This window comes from Kistimonas ophiarachnellae (genome assembly GCF_057552235.1).
Window position 1 is genome coordinate 1 of record NZ_BAAJPA010000022.1, and the last position, 22,908, is coordinate 22,908.

Sequence of the window (22,908 nt, forward strand, 5' to 3'; positions counted from 1 at the left end):
CACATCCAGCGTTGTTGTCCCCACGGTAGAAGCATTGCCGGTGTCAGCCACAGCGACTGGCGCATCATTGGTACCCGTGACCGTGATAGTGACCGTCGAGGGTTCACTGGTGGCATTGCCTTCACCGGAATCATCAACCGCTACATAGGTAAACGTGACCTGACGGGTTTCTCCTGCGGCCAGGTCCTGGAAGTCACTGCCCGGATTGAAACTGAAGGTGCCGTTATCATTATTGGTAACCGAACCTTCAGTCGGCTGGGTCAGGATATTGAATGTATGGGTATCACTCAGGTTGGCATCGGTAGCACTGAAATTACCAGAGACCGCACCACCATCTTCCACTGCCGAATTTACACTAACAAGTTCTGCTACCGGCTGATAGTTGGAACCACTGACGGTGATCGTCGCGGTGGCTGTTGACGTCACACCCTCATCATCACTCATGGTATAGCTGACAGTTACCGTGGCACTTTCGCCAATAGCCAGGTAATCAAAATCACCCGCCGGATTGAATTCCAGTCGATTATTAACGATCTGAACGGAACCACCATTGGTAGTGCGGCTGCCATCGCTATCGGTTATTCCGGTAATGGTCACTGCATCCAGACTGAAGTTGGCCGCAGTATCATCACTGTCTACATCGGTATCGTTGGCAAGTACATCCAGCGTCGTTGCACCCACGCTAGAAGCATTGCCGGTGTCAGCTACAGCGACTGGCGCATCATTGGTACCCGTGACCGTGATAGTGACCGTCGCCGGTTCACTGGTGGCATTCCCTTCACCGGAATCATCAACCGCTACATAGGTAAACGTGACCTGGCGGGTTTCTCCCGCGGCCAGGTCCTGAAAGTCATTGCCCGGATTGAAACTGAAGGTGCCGTCATTGTTGTTGGTCACCGTGCCTTCAGCTGGCTGGGTCACGATGTTGAAGGTGTGGGTATCGGTGGTGTCTGCATCCGTGGCACCAAAGTTGCCCGTTACCGCAGCACCATCTTCCGTGGCACTGACACTCTCAACCACAGCTGTCGGTTTATCGTTGGTACCGGTAATCGTAATTGTGACCGTCGCGGGTTCACTCGTGGCATTCCCTTCGCCGGAATCATCAACCGCTGCATAGGTAAACGAGACCTGACGGGTTTCTCCAGCCGCCAGATCCTGGAAGTCATTACCCGGGTTGAAACTGAAGGTGCCGTCATTGTTGTTGGTCACCGTGCCTTCAGCTGGCTGGGTTAAGATGTTGAATGTATGGGTATCAGTCGTATCTGCGTCCGTGGCACCAAAGTTGCCCGTTACCGCAGCACCATCTTCCGTAGCACTGACACTCTCAACTTCCGCTGTCGGTTTATCGTTGGTACCGGTGATCGTGATAGTGACCGTGGCCGGTTCACTGGTGGCATTCCCTTCACCGGAATCATCAACCGCTACATAGGTAAACGTGACCTGACGGGTTTCTCCCGCGGCCAGATCCTGGAAGTCACTGCCCGGATTGAAACTGAAGGTGCCGTCATTGTTGTTGGTTACCGTGCCTTCTGCCGGCTGGCTCACGATGTTGAAGGTGTGGGTATCGGTGGTGTCTGCATCCGTGGCACCAAAGTTGCCCGTTACCGCAGCACCATCTTCCGTGGCACTGACACTCTCAACCACCGCTGTCGGTTTATCGTTGGTACCGGTGATCGTAATCGTGACCGTGGCCGGTTCACTGGTGGCATTCCCTTGACCGGAATCATCAACCGCTACATAGGTAAACGTGACCTGACGGGTTTCTCCCGCGGCCAGGTCCTGGAAGTCACTGCCCGGATTGAAGCTGAAGGTGCCGTCATTGTTGTTGGTTACCGTGCCTTCTGTCGGCTGGGTCACGATGTTGAAGGTGTGGGTATCGGTGGTATCTGCATCCGTGGCACTGAAATTGCCGGTCACTGCCGCACCATCTTCCGTGGCACTGACACTCACTACTTCGGCGGTGGGCTTGTCATTAGTACCGGTGATCGTAATCGTGACCGTGGCCGGTTCACTGGTGTTGTTTCCGAGACCGGAATCATCCACCGCCACATAGGTAAACGTGACCTGACGGGTTTCTCCCGCGGCCAGATCCTGGAAGTCACTGCCCGGGTTGAAACTGAAGGTGCCGTCATTGTTATTGATAACCGTGCCTTCAGCAGGCTGGGTCAAGATATTGAATGTGTGGGTATCGGTGGTATCTGCATCCGTTGCACTGAAATTGGCACTCACTGCAGCGCCATTAGCAGCAACATTGACACTGACGACTTCTGCCGTGGGCTTGTCATTGGTACCGGTGACCCTAACGGTCACTGTGGCCGGTTCACTGGTGGCATTTGCCTCACCGGAATCATCCACCGCTACATAGGTAAACGTAACCTGACGGGTTTCTCCTGCGGCCAGATCCTGGAAGTCACTGCCTGGATTAAAGCTGAAAGTACCATCATTGTTATTGATGACCGTCCCTTCAGCCGGCTGGGTCAGGATGTTGAATGTATGAGTATCGGCTGCGTCTGCATCTGCGGTACTGAAGCTGCCGGTCATCCCGGTGCCATCTTCAGTAGCACCGACCATGACCATTTCTGCAGTGGGCCTGTCGTTCGTACCTGTAATCGTAATCGTTGCGGTTGATTCAGAGCTGGCACCCTCATCATCTTCAACCACATAACGCACTGTTACAGTCGCGGTTTCACCCGCCGCCAGATAATTGAAATCATTACCCGGATTAAACTCCAATTGATTATTGGTGACTGTTGCCGTACCTCGTCCAGATACCGGATCACCAGAATCATTGATAACCTCAACCGTACGGAGAATCATGTTCTCTGCATTATCATTAAGATCCGGGTCTTTATCGTTGGCGATCACATCAACAGTGAGCACTTCATGTTCAGTACCCGCTAACGCTGTATCGGTACCTTCATACAGCTGGAACTCATCCATGCCGGTATAGGCGCCACCATTGTTATCGGTAATATCTATTTTGAAGAACCGGAACTCTGCCGACTCTGACAAGGTAAACTGTTTCGTTTCCCTCGGGGACCAGTCCGTCACGGCGGAGCGGCTGTCAATCACTGTGAAATTGACACCATCATTACTTCCCAGCAGTTGCCACTCTGATGGCTCCCGACCGGCTGCCTGCGCAATGCTCTTGATGGAATACTGCAAGATGCTTGTTGCTGCAGGCAATTCAACCTGCAACCAGCCAGAGCTCCCCTGGGTCGCCCAGGAATTGGTGTTGTTAGTCGCAGAAGCATCCACCTGATCAAAGGCACGATACGCTGCAAAACTGTCACTCAACTGCCCACTGGCCGTAATGGTATAGCCCTGCTCATCCGCTGAATTGAGTACAGGAATCAGTCCCTCATCACTGAGTGCAGAATCCGCGCTGGCAACGGGCGCATCATTGGTACCGGTGACAGTAATCGTGACGCTGGATTCAGAGAGTGCACCCTCATCATCAGACATCATGTAGCGAACCGTTACCGTCGCGGTTTCACCTGTAGCCAAGCCATCAAAATCATTACCAGGATCAAAACGGAGCTCATTATTGACAATGCTGACACTGCCTTGACCGGAAAGCGTATTCCCCTCGTCATCCACAATCCGTACGCTGTCGAGAGAGAAACTAGCCGACGAATCCGAATGATCGATGTCTGTATCATTCGCCAGCACATCAATGGTCAGCACTTCATTCTCATGTCCGCTGGCTGTATCAGCTTTTGCTACAGGTAGACTATTGGTTCCTGTTACGGTGATGGTTGCGATTGCCTGTGATCGTGCACCGGCGTTGTCTGAAATGTCATACTGAACACGGATCGTCGCTGTCTCACCGGATGCGAGGTATGAAAAATCACTATCGGGGCTGAACTGCAGTCGATTATTGACGACAATGACACTGCCATGTCCCGTTAATGGATCACCATTGTTGTCAACAATAGTGGCGCTCTCAAGCGTGAGGGAATCCCCTGCATCTGCATCCTTATCATTGGCAAGCACATCCAATAATACAGGACTCGCTTCTGCAGTCGTCGCACTCTCAGCCATAGCCACGGGGCCATCATTACTGCCTGTTACAGTAATGGTCAATGAACCTTGACCGGTTCCACCATGGTTATCCTGCACCTGGTAAGTGACGGTGACAGTTGCCTGTTCGCCGTCAGCCAGGAAGTCAAAATCCGTTCCCGGATCGAACTGGATGCTATTGCCAACCTGACTGACCGTCGCACTGGACAACGTGATCGCCGTATTCTGTTGATCTACCGCGCTGGCAAGGTTGATTGTCCCGCTCTTTAAGCTCAGCGTATCGGTGCTATCAACATCTTTGTCGTTGTGAATGACATCGACAGTGATACTGCTGTTTTCCGTTATCTGAGCCGTGTCGAGAAGAGCTACAGGCCCATCATTGGAGCCTGTGACTGTCACTGTCACCGTACCAATGGTACTGGCAGCATTGGCGGCTCCGGAACTGTCTATCGCTTCATAGGTAAACGTAACCTGACGGGTTTCGCCCAAAGCCAGATCCTGAAAATCGTTACCGGGATTAAAGCTGAAGGTTCCATCATGGTGGTTGATGACCGAACCTTCCTGCGGGCTGGTTAGCAGGTTGAATGTGTGCGTATCTGATGTATCAAGATCAGTGGCGCTGAAAGAAGCAGTAATGGAACCATTGTCTTCTACCACATGAGTGACAGAAACAGGCTCAGCTACTGGCCTGTCATTCGTGCCTTTAACGACAATTCGCGCTGTCGATTCCGATGTCATACCGCCACTGTCAGACATCACATAGCGCACGGTGACCACTGCGGATTCCCCCACAGCCAACGAATCAAAATCATTGCCAGGATCGAACTGCAGCCGGTTATTGACGACCGTCACCGCCCCCTGGCCGGTTACAGGGTTGCCATCACTATCAACAGTCTCAACCGTATTCAGGGTAAATGTGCTGGATCCGCTGTTGTTATCCGGATCAATATCATTGGCCAGTACATCAACTGACAGCACTTCATGCTCGGTGCCTACAGAATCGGTATTGGTTCCTTCAAACAACTGGAATGCATCCAGCCCGGTATAGCTGTCGCCATTATTGTCGGTAATATCAAGGCGGAAATAACGATACTCAGCCGGTTCAGACAATGTATAAGTACGCGTTTCCCGCGAAGCCCAACCGGTTTCAGCGGTTTGCGTGTCAACAACCACAAAATTGACACCATCATTACTGGCCAGCAGTTGCCACTCTGACGGTTCCCTGCCTACCGTCTGGGCTATCCCTGTCAGCGAATACTGCATGACGCTGTGAGCATTCGCCAGTTCCACCTGTAACCAGCCTGATTGACCCGCTGTTGCCCATGAATTCACATTGTTGGCAGCTGATGCGTCAACATTATCCATGGTTTTCCAGGCAGCAAAATGACTGGACAACTCACCACTGCTGGTAACCCGAATGCCCTCGTCACTGGCTGAGGAGAGAGCCGGAATCAATCCCTCTTCGCTGAGCGGAAAATCCGCTTTGGCAACCGGTGCATCGTTGGTACCTGTCACAGTAATCGTGGCAGTGGATTCGGCACTGGCGCCTTCATCATCTGACATGACGTAGCGCACGGTAACCGTTGCCGTTTCACCCGCTGCCAGGTAATTGAAATCATTCCCCGGATTAAACTCGAGCTGGTTATTGACGATTCTCACACTACCGTTGCCGGTTAGCGGATCTCCGTTGCCATCGACAAGCTGCACAGTATCGAGCGAGAAGCGGGATGAATCATCGTTATGATCAACATCCGTGTCATTCGCCAGTACATCCAGCAACAGGGTTTCGTGTTCATGCCCTGTACCGTTATCCACACTGGCAACCGGTGCGTCATTGGTGCCTCTGACCGTGATCGTGACAGTAGCTGCTTCGCTTTGAGAATTTGCATTGCCGGAGTCATCAACAGCTTCATAAGTAAACGTTATTTGTCGTGTTTCTCCGGTCGCCAGGTCATCAAAGGCAGTACCCGGATCAAAGCTGAAGGTGCCATCATGATTATTGATGACTGTTCCCTGTGGAGGATGGGTCAGCAGGTTAAATACGACGGTGTCAGATGTATCAGGATCCTGCGCGGAGAATCGGCCAGTTACTGTTGAACTGGAAGCAGCATCCAGTACAACACTGAGGTCACTTGCTGTTGGCCTGTCATTGGTTCCCGTTACAGTAATGGTCACCGTGGCAGGTTCACTGACGGCATTTTCTGCGCCTGTGCTATCTACCGCTTCATAGGTAAATGTCACCTGTCGTGTTTCACCTGCCGCCAGGTCCTGAAAGCCAGAAGACGGATTAAAGCTAAAGGTGCCATCATTATTATTAACAACCTGACCTTCCCGGGGTTGTGTCAGGATATTAAAGGTATGTGTATCAAGCACATTGACATCATTAACACGGAAACTGCCGGTTAGCGCAGTACCGTCTTCTACGGCATCAGTGATGGCAACCACTAAAGCTTCCGGCTGGTTATTCGTACCGATAACGGTCAACACCACCGTTGCAGGAATACTCTGAGCATTGGCAGTGCCTGAATCATCAACCGCTTCATAGGTAAACGTAACCTGCCGTCTTTCGCCATAAGACAGATCCGTGAAATCTGTCCCGGGATAAAAACTGAAGGTACCGTCTTGGTTATTAGACACCGTACCCTGTGAAGGCTGGCTCAGGATATTGAATGTGTGAGTGTCTGATATATCTGCATCGGTTACCCGGAAATGTCCGGATACGACGGAACTGTCTTCAGAGAGCGGATCAACATTCACCACTTCCGCAACGGGACGGTCATTGGTACCCGTGATCGTCAATGTGACCGTGGCAGGTGCAGTACCGGGAGCACCGGTTTCATCAACAGCCTCATAGACAAACCTGACTTGTCGTGTTTCTCCTGCCGCCAGGTCCCTGAAATCATCACCGGGCTCAAAGCTGAAGGTGCCATCCTGGTTATTAGTGACATGCCCTTCATCAGGCTGACGGAGGATGCGGTAATGGTAGGGATTGGTATCAAACTCTTCTATGGCGGAAAAAGCACCGATGGTCGCTGACAGATCATCAACCGCATCCAGCTCTACGTCTTGCGCGCGAGCGGTTTCCCTAACCCCTGTGATGGTCAGAGTCAGAATGCCATTATCCGTTTCAGGCTGCATGGCATTGTCCTGAACCGTATAACTGATCTGTACCCTGGCCGTTTCCCCAATCGTGAGAAAATCAAAATCCTGCCCCGGATCAAACTCAATCCGGTTGTCTTTCTGAATAATTTGCGAGGTATCCAGAGAAATCGCTTTACCATCACCATCACGGGCAGACATCAGCGTGACAGAACCTGGCTGGATAGTTAGCTGATCATTACTGTTTTTATCCGTGTCATTGGCAACAACATCAACGCCAAAAATACTGTTTTCACTGAGCGTCCCGATATCATTCACGGCCACCGGGGCATGGTTTACCATGACCGTGCTCTTTGTTGTGGGTTCTTCTTCTGCATCCTGCTCATTGATATCATTGATATCCTTGATACCAATGTCATCAATTTCCACCAGGAGCGATGTAATACGCTCTTCTTCTTTCAGGCTTTCATCCTCCCGGCTCTCCTGGACATCCACTTCCTGGAGCGGGGTGTCAGCCACTTCTGGTAACAGCAGAGGGTCTGGCGATGCCGGAGAATCCGGCAACAATAGGGTTTGTGAAGCCTGGCTGCTACTGAACCGGTCATCCTGTCGCGCCTGGTCACTAAATGAACCGCGCCTTTCAGAATCCGACTCAGCTGAGGGCGCTGACGGGATGGTGGGATCAGGCTCAGAACGGTAGACCCAGCTTTCCTGATTCTTTTGAAAGCCGGAATCGGGATACTGCAGCTCTTCCTGGGGCAGCCCTTTCTGTAAGTCAGGATTAGTCACAAAAACCTGAGACTCAGGGCTTCCATCGAATGCTGGTTGCTCAGCAAAATCCTGAGGTTCTGGGCTTCCATCAAATGCAGGTTGCTCAGCAAAATCCTGAGGTTCTGGGCTTCCATCAAATGCAGGTTGCTCAGCAAAATCCCCAACTGATGGGCCACCCTCTGGGCCTACAGAACTTGATCCCTGCTGATCAGAGGCAGGCTGTGATGACGTCTGTAGTTCAGCGCCCTGCTTCTTTTCAACCTGATTGTCGACCTTCTCAGAATGTTCGCCGGAGGATGGGGTACCGGAAGTTTCCCCGGCATCCCTGGATGGTTCATCTGCCATAACAACTCCTTGTCATCGAAATAAGCATTTCGACCGTTATTTCCTTTATAACTATTTGAACAGGTATTCTTTAAGGCAACGTTTAAAATCCATCTTTTAATTTTAGTTTCAATAAAACCTCGTCTTAAGGGTCAGACTAAAAGGACAATCAAATTCAAAAGCCCTGAAAAACCAAATCTTCTCCCCAAAAACCAAACTACAATATAGAAATAACCATTCGTTTTTTAATTTAAAAAATGCTGATCAATATTCAAATCACCGTTATTCCATCAATTGTTGATAATCCCTGATTCGGATCCTATGGCGGAAAGATTGATAAAATCCAGAACAAATATTTGGGCCATTTGCCCATTCGTCCGGTCTTTTACTGATATTTCCGTATTACCAGTAACAGTGGTCAGATCCAGACAGGATTCAATGGTGTCCGCAAAAAAACAATTTATCTTTATAAGCTTAGATTCACATATGTAGTCGTCGGCAATACCTATGAGATAAATATCAGCCACTTGATTATTTATAAGATTACAAACAACGCTATTTTTCATTAATTAGCGAATTAGCCAAAAAACCAGAAGAAACAATCCTGGTGCAAAAAAGCCAAGAAGTGCTCCCGATTCACGATCTCCCCATCGCTTCTCGGAAAATTCACCCATCCAGTAACAAGACACTATCCATGCGATAATGGCCACTGTCACTAAAAACCAACCTACCGGACTGAGCCCGGAAAAAAGTGCAATTATGTCCATTCATCGACTCCTTCTACCTTAAAAATGCTCGCATCCATTATGGCAAAACAATGGAAAATAGAAGTGATTAATTTAGTGAGCGTTAGAGGACATCAAGTTAACATTATGAGCGGATCATTTTTACTCAAATTTTATTATTTTTAAAAATATAAAAACCAATAATTATATTAATTAGAAATAAAAACGAGATTTTATTTTATTCCCAATAGCACATGCGGATCCTGTTACTTTAAGAATCCGCATTTATGTGAATAAAATCGCTACTTTTTCATGAGTTCGCAGGGTGTTTTACGATTAACGGAGCCGGTGAACCAGGCAATATCATAAACATCCGCCTGCTTTGCCAAAGCAGGCTCTTCATTATCCATGACTTCAACAAACCCAAGTGTTACCAGTTTGGCTTGCCCATTCAACTGGGCAACATAACGTGGAACCCCGACATCCCTGCGGGCATGAAATGCACCAGCCAGCAAAGCCACTCCCCGTTCACGAAGCAGCAGACTCTCAGCCATACGGGTATCTCGAGCCTGCTGGATACGTGTCATGGCATCCAGCATGGTGTCATCGGCCATGCCACAGTGCGATTCACGAATCTGTTCACGAATCTTCGCGATTGCAGCGTCATTGAGTATTGCCCTGGATGGCGTCGCTTTTTCGCGATAAATCTGCATCAATTCATCACGATCCATATTGGCAGAGCGGACAGGCACCTGGTTCGCAATCGCCCAGGCAACAATGGGGCCGTAATATTCCCAGGTCCAGTTCTTGTCCCAACCGATCGTATCGCGCAGTTCATCAGAAAACGGCAGTTTTCTGGCATAAGCCTTGTCCATACCTGCCTGCTGACCAGGACGCAACATCTCAAGGCTTAACTGCTTCAACCAGCCAGCCTGGTATAGCGCCTGAAGCACTTCCAACTGATAGGCATGATGCGAGGCATTGTCGTGTCGTTCGCCAAGGATGACATAATCTGATGTGGCCAATGTAGTTAACAGGTCTGGCTGGGTCAGCGATTGACCTGTTTCGACAACCCGGATGCGCTGTGATTCCCGCGGTTTTTCCTGAGACAAAACACTACAGGCAGAAATCCCCAGAACCAGGCAAGCTGCCGTAAAACCTTTTAAAAGGTGGGAAACCGTCATCAATATTATCCTTCTGACATCGCAACAAACGTACTGTGAGGATAGATTCCATCCAGCCCGCTCAAACCTCATTTCTGGATAACAGCCAAACCGTTATTCAGCCACAACCAGCGGATAACCATGCACCGGATGCGCCATAATCATGGCCCGGATATCGAATACCGACTGAATGGTTTCCTGAGTCAGCACTTCTGCCGGGCAGCCATCCGCACATTTCTTACCATTTTTCAGAATCACAATGCGATCCGCATACTGAGCGGCAAGATTCAGATCGTGCAGGATAACAATGACCCCGACGCCCTGGCTGGCAAACGCACGGGCAACAGCTAACGTCTGATGCTGATGCCGCGGATCCAGCGCAGAGGTTGGTTCATCCAGCAGCAATACCCGGTTACCCACCAGTGGTGGTTCCCAGATCTGGGCCAGAACCCTTGCCAGATGAACACGCTGCTTCTCACCGCCTGACAAGTGAGTGTAATTGCGATTCGCCAGATGCAAAGCATCCACTTCGACCAGCGCCCGACGGCAAATATCCTGATTATGTTCCCGGCTGCTGGTGTGAGGTGTCCGCCCCATCTGCACGACTTCATTCACCGTGAAGGAGAAATTCAGGGAGGAAGACTGGGGAAGTATTGCCATCTGCAATGCGCATTCCAGCGGCGCCCAGTCTGCTACCAGTTTTTCGCCCAGAAAAACCTGACCCTTTTCTGGCAGATATTCATTCGTAACAGCACGGAACAGCGTGCTTTTTCCGGCGCCATTGGGACCCAGCACCGCAACGACTTCACCGGCGCTGAGCGTTAACGAAACATCGGACAATAATTCCCGGGAACCCCGTCTGACGGAAACGCCATCAATATTCAAACAGATCATCTTCAACCGATCCTGTTGCGCTGCTGCCAGAGGAGAGAAATAAAGAAGGGCGCACCGAGCAATGCGGTGACAATACCAATCGGCAACTCCGCAGGGGTAATCACAATACGGGCAATAATGTCAGCAACCAGCAGGATCATCGCACCCAGCAGGCAAGAAGAAGGCAGCAGCCAGCGATGGTCCGGGCCAATGGAGAGTCTTACCAGATGAGGCACCACCAGTCCGACAAAACCAATCATGCCCGCTACAGCAACTGCCACGCCCACACCCAACGCAGTAATCAGGATCAGTTGCAGCTTGAGTTTCTGTACATCCTGCCCCAGATGCCGGGCTTCAGATTCCCCCAGTAACAGGGCATTCAGACCACGCGCCTTGCTAATCAATAAGAATTGCAGGGGAATAAGGCAGGACGCCGCCATGATGATGGTCTGCCAGTTCCCGCTGGCAAGGCTGCCCATCTGCCAGAAGGTCATGTTACGTAGCATGGTGTCGTCGGCCACATAATTCATCAGGCCAATGCCCGCGCCACTCAGGGCGCTAACCGCGATGCCTGCCAGCAGCATGGTGGCTACAGAAGTACCCTGGCTGGTTGTACCGATTCGATAGACCAGCAAGGTTGATGTGAATCCACCGACAAACGCGGCAACAGACACGGTATACGCCTGGAATAACTCGGTCACGGAAACCAGCCAGGTGCCGCCCAGAACAATACCCAGCCCAGCCCCCAGTGCCGCGCCACTGGAAACACCGATGATACTGGGATCGGCCAGCGCATTCCTGAACAACCCCTGCATGGCGGCGCCGCAGGCTGCCAGGCTGCTGCCAACCAGCACGCCCAGCAATGTCCGGGGAAGACGAATCGCTTCAACAATCAGCTGTTGCTGTCGGTCAGGTTCAACGGAAATAAGCCCCAGACGGTACATCAGGATATCCACGGTATCTGCCAGTGACACCGGAATCGGTCCCGTACCAATAGACAGCAGCATAACCAGGGGTAAAAGTATCAGCAGTCCCGTAAAAAAAAGACGGGCCTTTTTTTCTCTATCCATTGCGTAAAACAACTCTCAAACAACCCGACCGGTAAATAGCGCAACCATGACGACATTCCGGCGGGCGATACCCTGCTATCTGTTCCGGGGACAGGGATTATGCCCTGCCCTCCTGCCAGCATTCAGTATCAGGTGACTGAAGAGGAACCCAGTATAGATGTAAGCGCTGATATTCCTGACGCTTTTAACATGCGATTTACATAATACTTACAGAAGCCATCAGTAATAGGCATGAACACCTGTACATTGCACGATCTCGCAACAGACAAAATCAGCTTTCCGGATAAAACTCGGTGGCCAGCGCAAGTGCAGCCTCACCCACGCGAGGTCCCAGTCCGCCGACCAGCAATGAGCCATCCACAGGCACAAAACGTTTGTTCATACCGGCAGGGGTCATGGCCAGCCCCGGCTGCATAGCCAGTATCCTGGATTCATCGGGTGCTTCATGGGACGACTGAGTAATCAGAATAAGATCCGGCTGCATCGACAATACCGCTTCGTCGGATACCTGACGGAAACGCTCAAAATGGCTGGCAGCCACATTGGTTCCACCGGCCAGTTGAATCAGCGTATCTGCGGTCGTGCCAGCACCCGCCACCATGGGCGTGCCATTATGAGATAAGAACAACAGCACCCGGGGCTTCTCGCCCTTGAACCTGGCTTTGGCTGCATCAATATCCTGCTGGATTTTGGCCCGCAGCTGACCACCTTCCCGGGTTTTATCCAACAAGGCAGCCGTCTGTTCAATCCGGTGATACAAATTCTGCAGTGAGGCATCCGTGGTCAGGATATCCACTTTTACCGCCGTCGCCTGCAACTGCTTAATGACTGGCGGGGGACCCATTTCATCAGAACCAATCACCCGATCCGGACGCAGAGACAATACGCCTTCCGTCGACAGCGCGCGGTGGTAACCGACTTTTGGCAGTTCATGTACGGCTTCAGGCTGCTGGCTCGTGACATCCACGGCCACAACCTGCTCTCCGGCACCCAGGGCGTAGACCAGTTCCGTCACACTGCTGCCGACCGTGACAATACGCGGTGTTTCTGCAGCCTGTGCAACCGTCATCACTGCCAGGCTGATCGCGGCTGTGACTGACCTGAGCGGCTTCAACCACTGGGACTTCCGAAGCGTAACCATGATTACCGTGCATCCTCCATCTGAATCTGTGCAGCCGTCATATTATTTTGTTGCAGGAACGCCAACAGCTGAACCAGGCGCTCCATGGGTACATTGCGATCGCCGGCAATCATCAGCGGACGCTCCGGTTGACTGGCAACGCGCTGCTTCAATGCTGAGGCAAACGCATCCCAATCGGAGAACCGCTGACCGTCGATGGCCCAGCCTTCATCCCCGGGCATCAGGTTGACGGCAAGCGTATCCGGTTCCTGCAGGGTGACAGCCGCTTCAGCACCCGCTTCGGGCAGATCCACCTTCAGCACATTAGGCGCAACATTCGCCGTGAACATCAGGAACACCATGACAATGAAGATGACATCCAGCAGGGGCGTCAGGTCAGGCAGCAGTGAACCCTGGGGTTCATCATTATGGGAAATGCTGATCATGCCGCCCGTTCCCGAAAGGCCACCACCCGACCATCATCACTCATGCCGTTTTCGGTCATGTTGACGCCTTCCAGCAGCAGGTTGACGTGGTTGAGAACAAATTCGAGCCGACCAATATAGTGGTTAGACCACAGGGTGAAGCCATGGCTGGCCGCCAGTGAAGGAATTGCAATGATCAAACCAAAGGCCGTCGTATACATGGCGACCCAGAGACCATCCGCCAGCACCGCCGGCGTGACAGGACCGGTGCTCATGGCCATGCCCTGGAACATGTCGATCATGCCGATTACTGTGCCCAACAGGCCAATCATCGGGCTCAATACACCGATCAGCATCAGGAAACGCAGCCAGGCCTGCAGACGCTGACGCTGACGCAGCAGCCAGAGACCAGCCACTTCTTCGCGCACGGCTTTTCCGCTACCGGCATGGCTCAGCAATACCGCCACCCCCTTACTCAGGCAGTGTCCCTGTGTGCACAGGTTGGCGCACAGATCATTCTGGCGATTCTCGGCCCGATGCTTCTGAACATTCTCCATCATGCCCCGCACCCGGCGCTGGCTGAGCGACGGAAGCATCAGGTAAGTGAGCATCCGCTCAAGGATAAACGCAAGTGACAGGCAGGAAAGTACGATCAGCGGCCAGCTGACGGGCCCCAAACGTGAGAGATATTCTTGCCACATAATGAATTACCTGTATCTAACAAACTCAAAAAATGGTTTTGGTACAAAACGAATAAAGTGGATAGTGAATAAAAGGCCTATCCGCGCCGTCCCTTCAGGGCAAACACAACGGGCATATGAACCCGTGACAACCGGGCAACCCCATCGCGACTGCCGGGCATAAATTCCAATGCCGCCACCCACTTCAGTGCGGCGCGGTCCAGCAGGGCAAATCCGGAGGATTCCACCACCTTCAGATCCATGGTGTTTCCCTGTTCATCGACAATGGCTTCCACCAGCACCTTGCCTTCCTGGTTCCGGCGCTGGGCAGCCCGCGGATAGTTCAGCGGATCTGGCGTACTGCGGAACATCGGATCGGTAACGACGACAATGTCATCCGCCACACCGGTGTTCTCTGCCTCTACGGTTGTGGTTTGCTCAGCGGCCAGCTGTTGTTCCTGAGCCACTGTCTGCTCAACCACTTCCGGTTTCTTCTCAGCGACTTCCACCGGTTCCTTTTTGGGCTCCGGCTGTTTTACCGGCTCAGGCTTCGGCTCTGGCCGCTGCACAATGCGTGACTCTTCAACAATCTTTTGGGGTTTCGGCGGTTTGACCGGCTCCGGTTCCGGCTCTGGCTTAACCGGGGTTTCCTGCTGCACAACGGCGGGTTGCTGAACCGCCGCAAAACTGACACTGACACTGACCGGCGCAGCCAGTGCGCCCAGCGAGGTATTCGCCTGCGCCTGTTTTTCCGGCAGGGTCAGCAGTAACGCAACATGCACACCCACCGACACCACCAGCATCAGCCAGACACTGGCCCTGCCACTGCTGTAAAAGCCCTCAAGGGCCCGGGAGGTGAATGAATTCTGGTTCATGGATCGATCCTGCACCTGGCCGCGGGTTACAGCGACCAGCTACATATAAAGCATTTAAAAACAGGCGACATCATAACCAAAGCGTATATTCGCAGCAACAAAAATACAAATGAGAATGATTTGCGTTTGACGCATGTCAACGATATAGTGCGCCCCATTCACGATAATTCACACAACACACAATCGACCCTTACGAGTTGCTGACACGGGGAAAATGATGAAGTTCAAGCGCACCTTGCTGGCTACCGCCGTCATGATGGCGACGGCGACACAGGCGATGGGAGAAGAAACGGTTCAAACGGGCAAAGCCTCGATGCTGGACCAGGTCACCGTCACTGCCACCCGGACCGAGAAGCAGCTGAAAGATGTGGCAGCCAGTGTCACTGTTATCCACAGCGAGCAGATCGAAAAAGAGATGGCGCGTAATATCAAGGATATGCTGCGCTATGAGCCCGGTGTGCAAGTTGGCACTGAAGGACGTACGGGCATCAAGGACATCAATATCCGGGGTCTGGGCGACAACCGTGTCAAAATTATGGTTGATGGCATCAGCCAGCCCCAGTCTTTTGACTCCGGCTACACCTATCTGCAATCCCGCCGCAACTTCATTGATGTGGACACGTTGAAGGCCGTCGAAATCGTCAAAGGCCCTTCCTCCAGCCTCTATGGCAGTGACGCCATGGGTGGCATTGTTGCCTTTACCACCAAAGATCCAGCGGATTATCTGAAATCCGAAGGTGACGACACCTACGGTTCCATCAAGGGCGGATACACCAGCGCCGATGAAGGCCTGACAGAAACCCTCACGCTGGCCAATCGAACCGGTGATCTGGAAACCATGCTGGTTTACACCCGCCGTGATTACAAGGAAACCGAAACCCATGGCGGCGCCAACATCACCGGTGAAGCCCGTGGCCGAGCCAACCCGCTGGATGCTGGCAGTGACAACATTCTTGCCAAGGCGCAGTACCAGCTGAACGACGATAATCGCATTGGCGTTACCGGGGAATTCCTGCAGACAAAAACCGATTACAAGTTGATGTCTGACAAATATCTCCCCAGCACAACCAAGGGCGACGACAAGAAGAAACGTTCACGACTGAGTTTTACCCACGAATGGGATGCGGATCTGGCGGCTTTTGATAGCCTGAAATGGCACCTGGACTGGCAGGACAGCACCACTGATCAAAAGACCAACATCCCAGCCTATGGCTCCAACAATGACCGCATCAAAAAATATGATTATTCGGAAACGAGTTATCAACTGGGCACCCAGCTCGACAAGACCCTCCAACTCAGTGGTTTGACGCATCATATTATTTACGGTTTTGATGTGGTCGATACCGAATTTACCAATGACCAGACAACGCTGGATCTTGGCAAAAACACCACTACCAAAGAAAATGTCATTCCAAAGGTGGATGCACTGACCTACGGCATCTTTGCCCAGAATGATATCCAGGTCACCGATCGCCTTAGCGTCACGCCTGGCATTCGTTATGACCATTACGAGTACAAGCCGAAAAGCAACACCGGCTACACCACCGAGCAGAAAGACACCAAAGAAGGCAAGCTGACCGGACGACTGGGCGCGGTCTACAAACTGACAGAGAATCTGTCTACCTTTGCGCAATACAGCCAGGGCTTCAAGGCTCCAGACCTGATCGATATGTATCAGACCATGGATAACCCGCGCCACGGCTATAAGCAACTTGCCAATCCTGACCTAAAGCCAGAAACCAGTGACGCATTTGAACTTGGACTTCGTGGAAATAACCACCTAGGCAGTTTCGAAATTGCAGCCTTCTACAACAAATACAAAGACTTCATTGATACTGTTTACCTGCCGACCCAACCAGGCTCAGGCTACTGGCAAATTACGCAGGAACAGAATATTTCTGAAGCCCGTATCAAGGGTATAGAAGTTAAAGGCCAACTCTGGCTGGATGAAGCCATTAACGCTCCCATGGGTACCTCACTGAAAGCATCCGTCGCGTACGCTGACGGTGAAGGTAAGCAGGATAACGCCAAGAGCGAGCCACTCAACAGTGTTGCTCCGCTCAAAGGGGTCTTCGGGCTTGCGTATGATGCCCCATCTGAACTCTGGGGGAGTGAATTGACCTGGACACTGGTCAAAAGCAAGAGCAGTTCCGATGTAGCCAACAATGAAGTATCCAGTGGCAAAGAACAGTACATTCCATCCGGTTACGGCCTTGTGGATCTGACCGCTTACTACAAACCGCATCAGGATATCACCCTCCGTGCCGGTCTGTTCAACCTGACCGATAAGAAGTACATGGAGTGGGAGAACGCACGTGGACGGGATACTACCTATGTTGGCTTTGATCGCCTGACCCAACCCGGCCGTAACTTCGCCGTCAGCGCCAAGTGGGAATTCTGATCATTTTCCCAACAATCGCTTTTGCTGTTCGCTAACCGTTGCCGCCCTTTGGGGCGGCTTTTTATTACACAAATAGCGTGCATCAAATACCATGACGACTGCCTCGCGTCATACCGGTCGTTGACACAAAATCGGATCACGAACGGCATGTGCTTCCAGTTAGCACAGCTGCCGCCTTTCCTCCCTTCACTATCACTGGCAGTAACATCCGAAAAACGGATGACGTCTTCATACCAATGACCATTCCGCCATAAGAAAACCGGTTAAAATTGATACAGATCAACAAAATCATTAATGAGAATCATTATTATTTGCATAATCATCCATACACCTGTCTTTTCTGATTATGTCCATGCATTCCCCGCTGTCACCCGAGATGACAGGTTACTCAACCCCTGATCCGCTGCGACTGGCGTTCAGTGGGAAAACCTCGGCCCATGTTAACAACCGTCCCCAGCCGCTGACGCCGGAGCAACAGGTCGCGACCTGGCAACGACTCATGGCGGAACCTGGCGAAGCCGGCAAACGACTGGCCTATTTCCATATTCCGTTCTGCCGAACCCATTGCTCTTATTGCGGCTTTTTCCAGAACGCCAGCAAGCCGGGGCTGATCGAACAGTATGTCGATGCGCTGATCCGTGAAATCGAGATTACCGCCGCCAGCCCCCGCATTCAGGCACGGCCCATTCACGCGGTGTATTTTGGCGGCGGCACGCCGACCGACCTGACACCGGAGCAAATCACACGACTGGGCGACGCTATTCGTCAGCACCTGCCCTTATCGAATGATTGCGAAATGACCTTTGAATCCCGGTTCAGCGGATTGTCCGATGAAAAGATGGCAGCGTGCATAGACGCGGGATTCAACCGTTTCTCTCTTGGCGCACAGACGTTTGATACCTTTATCCGGCGCAAGATGAGCCGGATTGATGCCCGTGAAGTTCTGCTGGAGCGGCTGGATCAGCTGGTCAGTCTGGACCAGGCAGCCGTGGTCATCGACCTGCTGTTCGGCCTGCCCTACCAGACCCTGGACACCTGGGAAGAAGACCTGCACACACTGATCAACAGTGGCGTGCATGGCGCAGACCTGTACCAGCTGGTACTGCAGGGCAGCAGCCGTATGGCAAAGTCCATCGAAAAAGGCTCCATGCCGGAACCTGCCGACAATGCCATGAAGGCAAACATGTTCCTGACAGGGGTGGATATTCTGGGTCAGCACCATTTCAGCCGACTCAGCGTCAGCCACTGGGCCAGGGATAGCCGGGAACGCAACATTTATAACCACAGCGTCAAAGCGGGTGCGGAAATCATCCCCTTCGGCTCCGGCGCCGGCGGCAATATTGGCGGGCATGGCATCATGATGCACCGCAGCCTTGACGCGTATTTCGGGATGATCGCCGCCGGTCGTAAACCGATCATGGCCATGACCGCACCGAAGCCCATGCGACAACTGCATAACGTGATCGGTGGCGGTTTTGATCTCGGCTGGCTGGATCTGAATCGCATTCAGCGCACCACGGGGTATGACCTGGCGACCCATTGCGCGCCCCTGTTTGACGCCTGGGTCAACAATGGCCTGGCTGAGCGCAATGGCGACTTCCTGGAACTGACCCTGGCCGGACAGTTCTGGAACATCAATATGAACCAGGGCCTGGTCCACTACCTGGAAGCCAGCCCGTTTGAGGAACTTGCTGCATGAGCATCCGCGACAACGTACACCGTCTGATCACTGAAAATCCTGAACGACTGCCTGCTGATATCGCAGCAGAGCTGGCTGTTGATGAAATCGAGGTGATCCGTCACCTGCCTGAAGACATGGTCACGCTGCTGGATGGCTCCCTGTTTGAAACCGTTGTGAAAGACATCAAGGACTGGGGCGACATCCTGACCGTGATTGATGTTGATGGTTCTATTTTTGAACTGAAGGGGCCGTTTCCCAAAGGGGGCATGAAATACGGCTATTACAACCTGAGTGACCGTCGTACGCCGCTGAAAGGGCATCTGAAACCGGATGCGATCAGCCTCATCGCCCTGGTCAGCAAACCGTTCCATGGCGTCGATACCCGTTCCGTCCAGTTCTTCAGCCACAGTGGTCGCTGCGTGTTCAAGGTTTACCTGAGCCGCAATGAACAGAAGCAGATTATTCCGGAACAACAGGAACGTTTCGAAGCGCTGGCTCAACTCGCCTCACAACAGGCTGCCTGATCATTATTATTGATGGCTGCACCCGATAACGGTGCAGCGCATCTTTCCGGACATGCTCACTTTAGAGTGGCAGATGTCGGAAAAAGAACTGTCACGAGTAGGAAGCAATCGTCTTGTCAGCCCAATTCGATCGTTCATAGATGTTACCGTTTTGAAGCTGTAAACCCCAATTGTACATTTTCGCAATCAAATACGGTGCGTAATAAAAACCGATGAATAAGCCTACAGTAGCACCGGCAGAAGCCCCAACAATAGTACCCAAGGCCGCACCTACAGGGCCTCCGATCGCTCCGATGCCAAAACCAAGGGTTCCCAAAAGACTACCGCCAAGACCTACACATAGAGGTACAAAAAACACAGTTGAGAAAATAGCCAACACTATACCCAAGGCTCTTCCTGTCTTACGCTCAGCCAAGTTGGTTGTGGCGGTATACGCAGGCTGAGTCTTCTCACCAACAGAAGTAGGTTCAACTGAGCCAACCGTATGAGACCCAAATGTGGGTCCACCTGTATGCGCATCACCATCAGCCTTCTTATCTTGGATTACTGGTGCCTGAAAACCTGGGGTTGCTTTTGCTGTAACTGCGGATGCTGCCATATGAAACCTCCTGTTAACTAATAGCTATACATATGTCTATGTATTATGTGGATTTACTGTTTTAGACTGCAGGCAATACGTTTGGTTCCCTTCCTTCTTCAATGAATCAAACGACTTACCCCCCTGAAGTCAACAATAACCCACTGAAAAATAAAGCATTAATGGAAAAACCCGTGTCTCTATAGACGTTGATCCAACTATACCCATGATGACTGGAACACATACAAATTCATGAGTCGTGTACAGACCATCACCCTCTTGCGCTAGAATGGCACACCACCGTTTTTCCACAGCGCAATCAAAATGATAAAACTCTGTCGTCTGGATGCGATTCCCGAAAATGGCAGTAAAGGCTTTACTACGGACAAAGGCGATTTTTTTGCCGTCAAGAAAGCCGGTAAAATCTACCTTTACGAAAACAGCTGTCCACACATGAGTATCAACCTGGAGTGGCAACCGGATCAGTTTCTGGATCATGAGAAACGGCTGATCCAGTGCGCAACCCACGGCGCCCAGTTCCTGATGGAAACCGGTGAATGTATTGTCGGTCCCTGTGAAGGCGACCACCTGACCAAAGTTTCCTATATCATCCAGGGCGATACCCTGTACCTGCCAGACTGATCGGACCGAACAACCTGAGAGCACATTATCATGCGTTACCTGCTGGCTATTTTGCTTCCTCCCATTGCCGTACTGCTGTGTGGCAAACCATTTCAGGCGATACTGAACCTGATCCTGACCCTTTGTTTCTGGATACCGGGTGCGGCTCACGCACTGTTTGTGGTGCACAGCCACCTGGCGGACAAGCGCACGGAAAAAGTCATCGATGCGATCGAACGGGGAAAAAAGAATGATTAAAGCATCCGCACTGCGACAGCTGTCGTTCCTGTTACTGGCGGGCGTCATGCTGTCTGGTTGTCAGAGTACCTATTACAAGGCCATGGAGCAGGTTGGCTTCCACAAACGGGATATCATGGTTGACCGGATTGAGGACACCCAAGAATCCCAGCAGGAGGCCCAGGAGCAGTTCCAGTCGGCACTGGATCAGTTCCGCAGTGTGGTTGCTTTTGATGGGGGCGACCTGGAATCCGTCTACAACCGTTTGAACGACGAGTACGAAAGCAGTTATGCCGCCGCCGAGAAAGTGCGTGAGCGGATCAACGGCGTGCGTGACGTTTCAGAAGCCCTGTTCGATGAATGGGAAGATGAGCTCAGCCTGTATTCCAGTTCAACACTGCGTGCCGAGAGCAGCCGGAAACTGAAAGACACTCGTCGTCGTTATGACCAGATGATGGTCAGCATGGTGAAAGCTGAAAAACGGATGCAACCCGTACTGGATGCCCTGCATGATCAGGTGCTTTACCTTAAGCACAACCTGAACGCGCGGGCCATTGCGGCACTGAAAGGCGAATTCAGCAGCATCAAGTCGGATATCGACAAATTGCTGCAAGAGATGCAGACGTCTATCAGGGAATCTCAGGCGTTTATCAATACCCTGAAGAAACAGTAAAACAGACAATGCCGGGCATCTGCCCGGCACCTGTATCACACACGCACGTCCAGACAATGATCCAGCGCAATCTTGTCAGCGGAAAGGGTTCCGCCACAGGCGACAACTTCAACGCCTGCTTCAATAGCCTCTCGCAATATCTGGCCATATAACGGATCAATATCATCGGCCGGCGCAACAAACTGAATGCCTGAATGCTGCACGCAAAAAACCAGCATGGCTCTTGCGCCGGATTCCACCACACGTATGAGTTCCCTGAGGTGTTTTGTTCCCCGGGAGGTCACGGCATCAGGAAAAAGTCCGAGACCGTCGCCCATCGCCAGCGTCACATTCTTCACTTCCACATAACAGTCCGGTTGACCTTCACCGGATAACAGCAGATCAATCCGGCTGTTTTCATCGCCGTATTTCACTTCCTGACGAATACTGTCATAACCGTTTAATGAAGGAATGACGCCCTGCTCAATCGCCTCCCGCACCAGCGCATTGGCACGCCCCGTATTGATACCGGCAACCGCATACCCGGTTTCCCCCTTCTGGGTAACGGGTACTTCCACCAGCTCCCAGGTACACGGATATTTCCGTTTGGGATTGCCGGAATCCGAATACCAGACTCGGGCGCCTTCAGGCTGGCAATGTTTCATCGAACCCGTATTCGGGCAATGCAGGGTTATCTCTGAACCATCCGGCAGGACAACATCGGCCATAAAGCGTTTGTAACGACGGATCAGTCTGGCTTCTGACAACGGCGGATCAAACTGCACGGAACCCCTCTCTTATGGCAACGACATGTGTTTCAGGCGATAAAATACACTGACATTTTATAGAGAAATCCATGACACCACTATTCCATAAAAACAGCCCGAACTGACAGAATTGGAATTAACCAGCCACAAATTGCTATGATGTCAAAAGACTCATAAGTAATTAAAAATATTTTATTTATTAAAAATTACTTTGTTCTATCTATTGGTACGCATTTCCATCTGGCTAAAGTCTAATTAGAATGGAAAAGTTTTACGTGACCTGAAACATTTTCTTGTAGC

Annotated in this window: 17 protein-coding genes; 6 read left to right on the plus strand and 11 right to left on the minus strand. The window is 51.7% G+C overall.

Annotated features, from left to right (window positions below; all coding sequences use genetic code 11):
• The 9 genes from AC27K1_RS20090 to AC27K1_RS20130 all read right to left on the minus strand — a co-directional run.
• Positions 1–8,238, minus strand: an 8,238-nt coding sequence (locus tag AC27K1_RS20090) for an Ig-like domain-containing protein (protein ID WP_487152579.1), incomplete at its 3' end; no start/stop codon positions are given.
• Positions 8,239–8,786: 548 nt separating this feature from the next.
• Positions 8,787–8,984 carry a hypothetical protein gene (locus tag AC27K1_RS20095; RefSeq protein ID WP_487152580.1) on the minus strand — a complete coding sequence of 66 codons (198 nt, stop codon included), beginning with the start codon at positions 8,982–8,984 and terminating at the stop codon, positions 8,787–8,789.
• A 260-nt stretch (positions 8,985–9,244) separates the two neighbouring features.
• Positions 9,245–10,126 (minus strand): ChaN family lipoprotein, encoded by an 882-nt coding sequence (locus tag AC27K1_RS20100; protein WP_487152581.1) that lies wholly within the window; start codon positions 10,124–10,126, stop codon positions 9,245–9,247.
• Positions 10,127–10,219: 93 nt separating this feature from the next.
• Positions 10,220–10,999, minus strand: coding sequence for a heme ABC transporter ATP-binding protein (locus tag AC27K1_RS20105; RefSeq protein ID WP_487152582.1), 780 nt, complete (start codon positions 10,997–10,999; stop codon positions 10,220–10,222).
• A gap of 2 nt (positions 11,000–11,001) precedes the next feature.
• The gene (locus AC27K1_RS20110) at positions 11,002–12,048 is read right to left on the minus strand and encodes a FecCD family ABC transporter permease (RefSeq protein ID WP_487152583.1); all 1,047 of its coding nucleotides are present in this window, start codon (positions 12,046–12,048) and stop codon (positions 11,002–11,004) included.
• A gap of 271 nt (positions 12,049–12,319) precedes the next feature.
• Positions 12,320–13,189: a heme/hemin ABC transporter substrate-binding protein gene (locus tag AC27K1_RS20115; RefSeq protein WP_487152584.1), complete on the minus strand. Its 870-nt coding sequence runs from the start codon at positions 13,187–13,189 to the stop codon at positions 12,320–12,322.
• Positions 13,190–13,191: 2 nt separating this feature from the next.
• Entirely contained in the window at positions 13,192–13,614 is a 423-nt protein-coding gene (locus AC27K1_RS20120; protein ID WP_487152585.1) for an ExbD/TolR family protein, read from the minus strand.
• The gene (locus AC27K1_RS20125) at positions 13,611–14,294 is read right to left on the minus strand and encodes a MotA/TolQ/ExbB proton channel family protein (RefSeq protein WP_487152586.1); all 684 of its coding nucleotides are present in this window, start codon (positions 14,292–14,294) and stop codon (positions 13,611–13,613) included. The genes AC27K1_RS20120 and AC27K1_RS20125 overlap by 4 nt, the downstream gene beginning before the upstream one ends.
• 77 nt (positions 14,295–14,371) lie before the next feature.
• Positions 14,372–15,148 (minus strand): energy transducer TonB, encoded by a 777-nt coding sequence (locus AC27K1_RS20130; RefSeq protein ID WP_487152587.1) that lies wholly within the window; start codon positions 15,146–15,148, stop codon positions 14,372–14,374.
• Between the two features lie 214 nt (positions 15,149–15,362).
• Here AC27K1_RS20130 and AC27K1_RS20135 point away from each other — a divergent pair, with 214 nt between their 5' ends.
• The 3 genes from AC27K1_RS20135 to hutX all read left to right on the plus strand — a co-directional run bounded on the left by AC27K1_RS20135 (position 15,363) and on the right by hutX (position 19,754).
• Positions 15,363–17,549, plus strand: a complete 2,187-nt coding sequence (locus AC27K1_RS20135; RefSeq protein ID WP_487152588.1) for a TonB-dependent hemoglobin/transferrin/lactoferrin family receptor — start codon at positions 15,363–15,365, stop codon at positions 17,547–17,549.
• Between the two features lie 376 nt (positions 17,550–17,925).
• Complete coding sequence (hutW, locus tag AC27K1_RS20140; RefSeq protein ID WP_487152589.1) at positions 17,926–19,248, plus strand: heme anaerobic degradation radical SAM methyltransferase ChuW/HutW; 1,323 nt, start codon at positions 17,926–17,928, stop codon at positions 19,246–19,248.
• Positions 19,245–19,754: a heme utilization cystosolic carrier protein HutX gene (gene hutX, locus AC27K1_RS20145; RefSeq protein WP_487152590.1), complete on the plus strand. Its 510-nt coding sequence runs from the start codon at positions 19,245–19,247 to the stop codon at positions 19,752–19,754. Before hutW ends, hutX begins: the two co-directional genes overlap by 4 nt.
• Before the next feature lie 91 nt (positions 19,755–19,845).
• On the opposite strand, the gene AC27K1_RS20150 is transcribed toward hutX, so the two are convergent.
• On the minus strand, positions 19,846–20,352 hold the full coding sequence (locus AC27K1_RS20150) for a hypothetical protein (protein WP_487152591.1): 507 nt from the start codon (positions 20,350–20,352) through the stop codon (positions 19,846–19,848).
• Between the two features lie 303 nt (positions 20,353–20,655).
• Between AC27K1_RS20150 and AC27K1_RS20155 the strand changes: the two genes are divergently transcribed.
• From AC27K1_RS20155 to AC27K1_RS20165, 3 genes are read left to right on the plus strand one after another with little or no spacing between them, the layout of a single operon-like run.
• On the plus strand, positions 20,656–20,973 hold the full coding sequence (locus tag AC27K1_RS20155; RefSeq protein ID WP_487152592.1) for a Rieske (2Fe-2S) protein: 318 nt from the start codon (positions 20,656–20,658) through the stop codon (positions 20,971–20,973).
• A 30-nt stretch (positions 20,974–21,003) separates the two neighbouring features.
• Positions 21,004–21,210: a YqaE/Pmp3 family membrane protein gene (locus AC27K1_RS20160; RefSeq protein WP_487152593.1), complete on the plus strand. Its 207-nt coding sequence runs from the start codon at positions 21,004–21,006 to the stop codon at positions 21,208–21,210.
• Positions 21,203–21,862: a DUF2959 domain-containing protein gene (locus AC27K1_RS20165; protein ID WP_487152594.1), complete on the plus strand. Its 660-nt coding sequence runs from the start codon at positions 21,203–21,205 to the stop codon at positions 21,860–21,862. The genes AC27K1_RS20160 and AC27K1_RS20165 overlap by 8 nt, the downstream gene beginning before the upstream one ends.
• A 35-nt stretch (positions 21,863–21,897) precedes the next feature.
• Here AC27K1_RS20165 and sfsA read toward each other — a convergent pair whose 3' ends face one another.
• Positions 21,898–22,626, minus strand: a complete 729-nt coding sequence (gene sfsA, locus AC27K1_RS20170) for a DNA/RNA nuclease SfsA (RefSeq protein ID WP_487152595.1) — start codon at positions 22,624–22,626, stop codon at positions 21,898–21,900.
• Between the last annotated feature and the right edge of the window lie 282 nt (positions 22,627–22,908).

What these genes read in the sequence shown, in the direction of transcription:
- AC27K1_RS20125 (WP_487152586.1), bottom strand. Translation starts at nt 14,294, where the DNA reads ATGTGGCAAGAATATCTCTCACGTTTGGGGCCCGTCAGCTGGCCGCTG.
- AC27K1_RS20105 (WP_487152582.1), bottom strand. Translation starts at nt 10,999, where the DNA reads ATGATCTGTTTGAATATTGATGGCGTTTCCGTCAGACGGGGTTCCCGG.
- AC27K1_RS20165 (WP_487152594.1), top strand. Translation starts at nt 21,203, where the DNA reads ATGATTAAAGCATCCGCACTGCGACAGCTGTCGTTCCTGTTACTGGCG.
- AC27K1_RS20155 (WP_487152592.1), top strand. Translation starts at nt 20,656, where the DNA reads ATGATAAAACTCTGTCGTCTGGATGCGATTCCCGAAAATGGCAGTAAA.
- hutW (WP_487152589.1), top strand. Translation starts at nt 17,926, where the DNA reads ATGACAGGTTACTCAACCCCTGATCCGCTGCGACTGGCGTTCAGTGGG.
- AC27K1_RS20095 (WP_487152580.1), bottom strand. Translation starts at nt 8,984, where the DNA reads ATGGACATAATTGCACTTTTTTCCGGGCTCAGTCCGGTAGGTTGGTTT.
- hutX (WP_487152590.1), top strand. Translation starts at nt 19,245, where the DNA reads ATGAGCATCCGCGACAACGTACACCGTCTGATCACTGAAAATCCTGAA.
- AC27K1_RS20130 (WP_487152587.1), bottom strand. Translation starts at nt 15,148, where the DNA reads ATGAACCAGAATTCATTCACCTCCCGGGCCCTTGAGGGCTTTTACAGC.
- AC27K1_RS20120 (WP_487152585.1), bottom strand. Translation starts at nt 13,614, where the DNA reads ATGATCAGCATTTCCCATAATGATGAACCCCAGGGTTCACTGCTGCCT.
- AC27K1_RS20135 (WP_487152588.1), top strand. Translation starts at nt 15,363, where the DNA reads ATGATGAAGTTCAAGCGCACCTTGCTGGCTACCGCCGTCATGATGGCG.
- AC27K1_RS20110 (WP_487152583.1), bottom strand. Translation starts at nt 12,048, where the DNA reads ATGGATAGAGAAAAAAAGGCCCGTCTTTTTTTTACGGGACTGCTGATA.
- AC27K1_RS20100 (WP_487152581.1), bottom strand. Translation starts at nt 10,126, where the DNA reads ATGACGGTTTCCCACCTTTTAAAAGGTTTTACGGCAGCTTGCCTGGTT.
- AC27K1_RS20150 (WP_487152591.1), bottom strand. Translation starts at nt 20,352, where the DNA reads ATGGCAGCATCCGCAGTTACAGCAAAAGCAACCCCAGGTTTTCAGGCA.
- AC27K1_RS20115 (WP_487152584.1), bottom strand. Translation starts at nt 13,189, where the DNA reads ATGGTTACGCTTCGGAAGTCCCAGTGGTTGAAGCCGCTCAGGTCAGTC.
- AC27K1_RS20160 (WP_487152593.1), top strand. Translation starts at nt 21,004, where the DNA reads ATGCGTTACCTGCTGGCTATTTTGCTTCCTCCCATTGCCGTACTGCTG.